General features: G+C 29.1%; 5 protein-coding genes, 4 tRNA genes and 2 rRNA genes. 4 read left to right on the top strand and 7 right to left on the bottom strand.

Annotated elements, in window-relative coordinates:
* Positions 1 to 273 precede the first annotated feature (273 nt).
* The 4 genes from aroK to trpS are packed head-to-tail and all read left to right on the top strand — an operon-like array spanning position 274 to position 3,670.
* The gene (aroK, locus tag GJU01_RS01695) at positions 274 to 798 is read left to right on the top strand and encodes a shikimate kinase AroK (protein WP_168868119.1); all 525 of its coding nucleotides are present in this window, start codon (positions 274 to 276) and stop codon (positions 796 to 798) included.
* 18 nt (positions 799 to 816) lie between these two features.
* Entirely contained in the window at positions 817 to 1,914 is a 1,098-nt protein-coding gene (gene aroB, locus GJU01_RS01700) for a 3-dehydroquinate synthase (RefSeq protein WP_168868120.1), read from the top strand.
* Positions 1,915 to 1,957: 43 nt separating this feature from the next.
* Positions 1,958 to 2,626, top strand: a complete 669-nt coding sequence (rpe, locus tag GJU01_RS01705) for a ribulose-phosphate 3-epimerase (RefSeq protein WP_168868121.1) — start codon at positions 1,958 to 1,960, stop codon at positions 2,624 to 2,626.
* Between the two features lie 48 nt (positions 2,627 to 2,674).
* Complete coding sequence (gene trpS / locus GJU01_RS01710) at positions 2,675 to 3,670, top strand: tryptophan--tRNA ligase (protein WP_168868122.1); 996 nt, start codon at positions 2,675 to 2,677, stop codon at positions 3,668 to 3,670.
* A 33-nt stretch (positions 3,671 to 3,703) separates the two neighbouring features.
* Here the strand turns inward: trpS and crp are convergent, their stop codons facing one another.
* The 7 genes from crp to GJU01_RS01745 form a co-directional block, all read right to left on the bottom strand.
* The gene (crp, locus tag GJU01_RS01715; RefSeq protein WP_168868123.1) at positions 3,704 to 4,333 is read right to left on the bottom strand and encodes a cAMP-activated global transcriptional regulator CRP; all 630 of its coding nucleotides are present in this window, start codon (positions 4,331 to 4,333) and stop codon (positions 3,704 to 3,706) included.
* 57 nt (positions 4,334 to 4,390) lie between these two features.
* Positions 4,391 to 4,464 (bottom strand) — tRNA-Thr (locus tag GJU01_RS01720).
* Between the two features lie 49 nt (positions 4,465 to 4,513).
* Positions 4,514 to 4,584: transfer RNA gene (locus GJU01_RS01725), tRNA-Gly, on the bottom strand.
* A gap of 34 nt (positions 4,585 to 4,618) precedes the next feature.
* Positions 4,619 to 4,700, bottom strand: a tRNA-Tyr gene (locus tag GJU01_RS01730).
* Positions 4,701 to 4,752: 52 nt separating this feature from the next.
* Positions 4,753 to 4,825: transfer RNA gene (locus tag GJU01_RS01735), tRNA-Thr, on the bottom strand.
* Between the two features lie 50 nt (positions 4,826 to 4,875).
* Positions 4,876 to 4,992, bottom strand: a 5S ribosomal RNA gene (rrf, locus tag GJU01_RS01740).
* 57 nt (positions 4,993 to 5,049) lie between these two features.
* Positions 5,050 to 7,984: ribosomal RNA gene (locus tag GJU01_RS01745) — 23S ribosomal RNA — on the bottom strand.
* Positions 7,985 to 8,061: the final 77 nt, after the last annotated feature.

An 8,061-nucleotide genomic window follows, 5' to 3' on the forward strand; every position in this document is an offset into this window, starting at 1 on the left:
TTATCTTTTATATAAGAAAAATTATTCTTTATATATTTAAGTATAAATTTTTTTTTATTTAAAATAATATTTTACTAAAATTTTACTTTATTTATATAAAAATTATATTTTATTTATAATAAACTATTTACTATTTTAAAAAATCATTTTATGATTTAATGAAAATATATGAAATTTTATTAAAAATTTTATATAATATATATATCTTATCTTTTTATTTTAAAAAGAATAAGAATTCTATTTACAATTTTAATCAATTAATAATATAAAAAAATGGCAGAAAAAAGAAATATATTTTTAATAGGACCTATGGGAGCAGGAAAAAGTACAATTGGACGTCATCTTGCAAATTTATTAAAAATGGATTTTTTTGATTCAGATCAAGAAATTGAACGTCGTACAGGAGCTGATATAAATTGGGTATTTGATGTGGAAGGAGAAGAAGGATTCAGAAAACGTGAAAAGAAAATTATTGATGAAATAACTAAAAAACAAGGAATTATATTAGCAACAGGAGGAGGTTCTATTCAATCAAAAGAAACAAGAAAATTTCTCTCTTCTAGAGGTATTGTAGTATATTTAAAAACTACTATAGAAAAACAGTTAAATCGTACTAAAAGAGATAAAAAACGTCCTTTATTAAAAAATAAAAATAAATTAGCTAAAAAAATATTAGAAGAATTAGCTAAAAAAAGGAATCATTTATATAATGAAATTGCTGATATTATAATTAAAACGGATGAACAAAGTGCCAAAATTGTTGCTAATCAATTAATTAACTTATTAGAAAAAAATTAAAAGGATACAATATTATATATGGGAAAAACTATTTTAGTTTCAACAAAAAAACATAAATATTCTATTATTATAGATTTTAATTTATTTAATAAACCATTATCTTTATCTTTTTTAAAAAAAGGAGATAGTGTTATGATTGTAACTAATAAAATAATTTTTTCTTTATATTTTAAAAAAATATATAATCAATTTAATAATATAGGTGTAAGAATAAATCATGTACTTATTCCTGATGGTGAAAAATATAAAACATTAATGACTGCAAATATTATTTTTACAGCATTACTTCAAAATCTACATAATAGAGATACTACTCTTATTGCTTTAGGGGGAGGTGTTATAGGTGATATAACAGGATTTGTTGCGTCTAGTTATCAAAGAGGCGTAAAATTTATACAAATACCTACAACATTATTAGCACAAGTAGATTCTTCTGTAGGTGGTAAAACAGCTGTTAATCATATTTTAGGAAAAAATATGATAGGTAGTTTTTATCAACCTCGTATTGTATTAATTAATTTAAGTTGTTTAGATACTTTATCTAAAAGAGAGTTTACTGCAGGTTTAGCTGAAGTAATTAAATATGGTATTATTTTTGATAAAAATTTTTTTTCTTGGTTAGAACATAATATTATTAAATTATTTAATTTAGATAAAAAAACTATACTTTATTGTATAAAAAAATGTTGTGAATTAAAATCTAAAATTATTTACGAAGATGAATATGAAAAAAATAAAAGAGCATTATTAAATTTAGGACATACTTATGGACATGCAATTGAATCTGAATTAGGATATGGTAAATGGTTACATGGAGAAGCTGTATCAGTTGGTATTGTTATTGCTTCTTTAACATCAAAAAAACTTAATTTAATGAATAATAAAGATGTAATACGAATTATTAATTTATTAAAAAAATGTAATTTACCAATTCAAAGTCCACAAAATATGAATATAAAACAATATTTTAAACATATTTATAGAGATAAAAAAATAAATAAAAATCAAATTAATATTGTAATACCAGTTAAAATTGGTAAAGTAATTATATATAAAAATATTCCAGAAAAAATTATTTCTGATGCTATTAATGAAAACAAAAATTTAATTTTTTAATATAATTTTAGAATAATTATTTATAATAATGAATTTAATAAAAATGAAAAATAATTTAATTGCTGCATCTATTTTATCAGCTAATTTTGCATATTTAGGTAAAGAAATTAAAGATGTTCTAAAAGCAGGAGTTGATATAATACATTTCGATGTGATGGATAATCATTATGTACCTAATTTAACTATTGGTCCATTAGTTTTAAGATCTTTAAGATCATATGGAATAAAATGTATAATTGATATACATTTAATGACAAAAAATATAGATAATTTAATAATTGATTTTATTAAATCAGGAGCAAACAGTATTATTATACATCCAGAAAGTTCATATCATTTAGATAAAAGTATCTCATTAATAAAAAATTATGGATGTAAAGCAGGATTAGCATTAAATCCTTCTACTCCTTTAGATTGTTTAGAATATATAATTCATAAATTAGATTTAATATTAGTTATGTCTGTTAATCCAGGATTTGAAGGACAAAAATTTTTAAATCATATTTATAAAAAAATTATTCAAATTAAAAAAATTATTAATAAAAAAAATATTTTATTAGAAGTAGATGGAGGTATAAATCTTAATAATATAAAAAAAATAGCTTTTTCCGGGGCAAATGTATTCGTAATAGGTTCAGCTATATTTAAAAATAAAACACCATACTATAAGACTATAAAAAATATAAGATTAAAATTAAATAATATATTTTAAAATAAATCTTTAATTTTTTAAAATTATTATATAATAATAAAAAACATTATGAAAAAAAAAATAATATTTAGTGGTATACAACCAACAGGATTTTTAACTTTAGGTAACTATATTGGAGCTTTAAAACAATGGGAAAAACTACAAAAGAAATATTCTTGTTTTTATTGTATAGCAGATTTACATTCTTTAACAATACATCAAAAGAAGTCTATTTTAAGTAAAAATATATTAGATGTTTTAGCTATGTGTCTAGCATGTGGAATTAATCCTGAAAAAAGTATTATTTTTATACAATCTCATGTTCCTCAACATTCTCAATTAAATTGGATTTTAAATTGTTTCACTAATTTTGGAGAAATTCAAAGAATGACTCAATTTAAAGAAAAAATATTTTTAAATAAAAATATTAATGTGGGGATATTTAATTATCCCATATTAATGGCTGCTGATATATTGTTGTATCAAACAAATAAAATCCCGGTAGGGAAAGATCAAATTCAACATATTGAATTAACTAGAAACATTGCTTATCGATTTAATAAAATTTATGGAAAAATCTTTACTATTCCTGAAAAGATACTTAACTATAATGGTTCCTGTATAAAATCGTTATTAAATCCTAATAAAAAGATGTCTAAATCTGATTTTAATAAAAATAATATTATTAGTTTATTTGATAGTGATTTTATAATTGAACAAAAAATTAAAAATGCAGTTACTGATTCTAATAATCCTCCAATAATAAAATATGATTTTAAAAACAAACCAGGTATTTCTAATTTATTAGTTATATTATCTAATATAACTAATTTTTCTATAGAAAAATTAGAAAAAGATTTTCATAATAAAAATTATAATTATTTAAAAAAATCAATTATTAATAACTTATGTTTATTTTTAAATAAATTAAGAAAAAAATATTTTTTTTATAGAGAAAATGAAAAATATTTAAAAAATGTTATTATTAATGGTGCAGAAAAAGCAAAGAAACATGCTTCTATTACTTTACAAAAAGTAACCAATGCTATTGGTTTAGATATATGATATCATTAAATTTATAAAAAATAATATAATAATTTATCGAGTACCATAAATAACAATTGTTTTACCATGAGCATAAATTAAATTACGTTTTTTTAACATTTTAAGAGTACGGCCTACGGTTTCTCTAGAACAACCCACAATTTTCCCTATTTCTTGTCTTGTTATTTTTATTTGCATACCATCTGGATGAGTGATTGCCTCAGGAGACTTAGCTAAATTTAACAAGGTTGTAAAAATTCTCTGTGTAACATCTAAAAAAACTAAATTATTTATTTTTTTAAATGTAGTTTTTAATTTCTCAGCAATTTGAAAAGAAATTTTCATAATAATATGATTATTAATGTTAACTAAATTAAAAAATTTTTTATATGAAATTTTTGCTAATTCACATTCTGTTTTTAATTTTATTAATGTAATTTCTTTATAAGTTGGATGAAAAAAACCAATTTCACCAATAAAATTACCTGAATTTAAATAATTAATTATAATTTCTTTTCCATTTTTATTTTTAATAGAAACAATAACAATACCCTTTAATATATAATATAAATTTTTAGAAATATCTCCTTGTTTAATTAAAATCATTTTTGCTGGATATTTATTAATATGACAATATGAAAGGAACCATTCTAATGTAGAATCTTTTTGCAACTTAAAAAACATTAATAATTATCTCCTGCCATTATTTTTTTCCTTCAAAATTAAATAATATAAAAAATGTGCTGATACCCAGAATTGAACTGGGGACCTCATCCTTACCAAGGATGTGCTCTAACCTTCTAAGCTATATCAGCCAAAATATCCATAAATTATTATTTATATTTAATAATAAAAAAATATTTAAGCAGACAACGGGAATCGAACCCGTATTACCAGCTTGGAAGGCTGAAGTAATACCATTATACGATGTCTGCTAAAAATATATAAACATGTATTATATAAAAGTTATGGTGGGAGAAGGATTCGAACCTTCGAAGTCTTTGACGACAGATTTACAGTCTGCTCCCGTTAACCACTTGGGTATCCCACCATTTAAAGATTTTAATAAATAAAATTTTTTAATATATATTTTAAGATATACATGCCGGCTACCGGAGTTGAACTGGTGACCTACTGATTACAAGTCAGTTGCTCTACCATCTGAGCTAAGCCGGCATTTTATTTTTTATAAAAAAATATATTTTATAAGAACTTTAAAATTTATATCCTGGTATTTACCTACTCTTACATGAGGTAAACCTCACACTACCATTGGCACTACAACGTTTCACTTCTGAGTTCGGAATGGGTTCAGGTGGTACCATTGCGTTATTTATACCAGGAATATTTTGTTAAGTTATAAATAATTAATAATTAAATCTAAACGATTCTGGTGTTGTAAGGTTAAGACTCACGGGTGTTTATTAGTACTGGTTAGCTCAACATATTACTATGCTTACACATCCAGCCTATCAACGTCATAGTCTTTAACGTCCCTTAAGGAATTTTTGTAAATAATTAACAAAAATTCTGGGAAGATTAATCTTAAGATAAGTTTCGCGCTTATATGCTTTCAGCGCTTATCTTTTCCGTATTTAGCTACCGGGCAATGCTATTGGCATAACAACCCGAACACCAGAGATACGTTCACTCCGGTCCTCTCGTACTAGGAGCAAATTCTTTCAATCTTCCAACGCCCACGGCAGATAGGGACCGAACTGTCTCACGACGTTCTAAACCCAGCTCGCGTACCACTTTAAATGGCGAACAGCCATACCCTTGGGACCTACTGCAGCCCCAGGATGTGATGAGCCGACATCGAGGTGCCAAACACCGCCGTCGATATGAACTCTTGGGCGGTATTAGCCTGTTATCCCCGGAGTACCTTTTATCCGTTGAGCGATGGCCTTATCATACAGGACCACCGGATCACTAAGACCTGCTTTCGCATCTGTTTGAATTGTCATTCTCACAGTTAAGCCAGCTTTTGCCTTTGTACTAACCTCACGATTTCCAACCGTGATTAGCTGACCTTAGTACTCCTCCGTTACTCTTTAGGAGGAGACCGCCCCAGTCAAACTACCCACCAGACACTGTCTCTGACCCGGATAACGGGCCAAGGTTAGAATAATAAACATCAAAGGGTGGTATTTCAAGGTTGACTCAATATTAACTAGCGTCAATATTTCATTGTCTCCCACCTATCCTACACATTAATGAATATCATTCAATATCAAGCTATAGTAAAGGTTCACGGGGTCTTTCCGTCTTGCCGCGGGTATACTGCATCTTCACAGCAATTTCAATTTCACTGAGTCTCAGGTGGAGACAGTCTGACCATCATTACGCCATTCGTGCAGGTCGGAACTTACCCGACAAGGAATTTCGCTACCTTAGGACCGTTATAGTTACGGCCGCCGTTTACCGGGGCTTCGATCAAGAGCTTCTTATTAAAATAATAACTCTATCAATTAACCTTCCGGCACCGGGCAGGCGTCACACCGTATACGTCCACTTGCGTGTTTGCACAGTGCTGTGTTTTTAATAAACAGTTGCAGTCAGCTATTATCTTAGACTGATTTCAGCTTCAAAAGTAAATTTCTCGACCTACCATCAGCGTGCCTTCTCCCGAAGTTACGGCACTATTTTGCCTAGTTCCTTCACCTGAGTTCTCTCAAGCGCCTTAGTATTCTCTACCTGACCACCTGTGTCGGTTTAGAGTACGATTCAATATTATCTAGAGCTTAGAGGATTTTCTTGTAAGCAGGGTATCAATTACTTCAATACAATAAAGTACCTCGTCATTACGCCTCAATGTTTATAATTATTCGGATTTTCCTAAATAATACATCTACACGCTTAAACCAAGACTACCATCACTTGGCTAATTTAACCTTCTTCGTCCCCCCTTCGCAATAATAATGAGTACAGGAATATTAACCTGTTGTCCATCGATTACGCTTTTCAGCCTCATCTTAGGTGTCGACTTACCCTACCTCGATTACCGTTGGATAGGAACCCTTAGTCTTTCGGCGAATAGGTTTTTCACCTATTTTATCGTTACTCATGTCAGCATTCGCACTTCTGATCTTTCCAACAAACTTTACAATTTATCTTCAACAATTTACAGAACGCTCCCCTACCCAATAAATAAATTCTTTATTGTCGCAGCTTCGGTGTATAATTTAGCCCCGTTACATCTTCCGCGCAGGATGACTAGACCAGTGAGCTATTACGCTTTCTTTAAATGATGGCTGCTTCTAAGCCAACATCCTGGCTGTTTCTGCCTTCCCACTTCGTTTCCCACTTAATTATAACTTAGGGACCTTAGCTAGCGATCTGGGTTGTTTCCCTCTCCACAACGGACGTTAGCACCCGCTGTGTGTCTCCCGTGATAACATTATTCGGTATTTGAAGTTTGCATCGGATTGGTAAATCTGGAAGATTCCCTAACCGAAACAGAGCTCTACCCCCGAATATGAATTACACGAGGCGCTACCTAAATAGCTTTCGGGGAGAACCAGCTATCTCCCGGTTTGATTGGCCTTTCACCCCTAACCACAAGTCATCCGCTAATTTTTCAACATTAGTCGGTTCGGTCCTCCAGTAAGCATTACCAAACCTTCAACCTGCTCATGGTTAGATCACCGGGTTTCGGGTCTATATCTTGCAACTAAAACGCCCTTTTAAGACTCGGTTTCCCTACGGCTTCCTTATACAGTTAACCTTGCTACAAAATATAACTCGCTGACCCATTATACAAAAGGTACGCAGTCACATTTTTTTCAAAATGCTCCTACTGCTTGTACGTATATGATTTCAGGTTCTATTTCACTCCCCTAACCGGGGTTCTTTTCACCTTTCCCTCACGGTACTAGTTCACTATCGGTCAGTCAGTAGTATTTAGCCTTAGAGGATGATCCCCCTATATTCAAACAAGATTTCACGTGTCTCGTTTTACTCATTGAGATTATAATCACTATATTTTAATATACGGGACTATCACCCTATATTGTATAACTTTCCAGTTATTTCTATTAATATAATAATTACATATATCTCTGGGCTTTTTCCTTTTCGCTCGCCACTACTAAGGAAATCTCTATTGATTTCTTTTCCTCAGGATACTTAGATGTTTCAGTTCTCCTGGTTTACTTCGTTATTCTATGTATTCAAATAACGATAATATATAATTATATATATTAGGTTACCCCATTCGGATATCACCGACTAATAATGTTTTAAATCAACTTATCGATGCTTTTCGCAGATTAACACGTCCTTCATCGCCTCTGACTGCCAAGGCATCCGTCATATACGCTTATTTACTTAACCTTACAACCCACAATCGTTTAATAAACTTAATATTAATTAAGTAATTAAAATATAATTTTTTTAAATTATTTTCTGAT

This window comes from Enterobacteriaceae endosymbiont of Donacia vulgaris, assembly GCF_012568445.1.
In the GTDB taxonomy this organism is placed as follows: domain Bacteria; phylum Pseudomonadota; class Gammaproteobacteria; order Enterobacterales; family Enterobacteriaceae.

Excerpts from the sequence above, each read along its gene's own strand:
- rpe (WP_168868121.1), top strand. The coding sequence starts at position 1,958 with ATGAAAAATAATTTAATTGCTGCATCTATTTTATCAGCTAATTTTGCA.
- trpS (WP_168868122.1), top strand. The coding sequence starts at position 2,675 with ATGAAAAAAAAAATAATATTTAGTGGTATACAACCAACAGGATTTTTA.
- aroK (WP_168868119.1), top strand. The coding sequence starts at position 274 with ATGGCAGAAAAAAGAAATATATTTTTAATAGGACCTATGGGAGCAGGA.
- crp (WP_168868123.1), bottom strand. The coding sequence starts at position 4,333 with ATGTTTTTTAAGTTGCAAAAAGATTCTACATTAGAATGGTTCCTTTCA.
- aroB (WP_168868120.1), top strand. The coding sequence starts at position 817 with ATGGGAAAAACTATTTTAGTTTCAACAAAAAAACATAAATATTCTATT.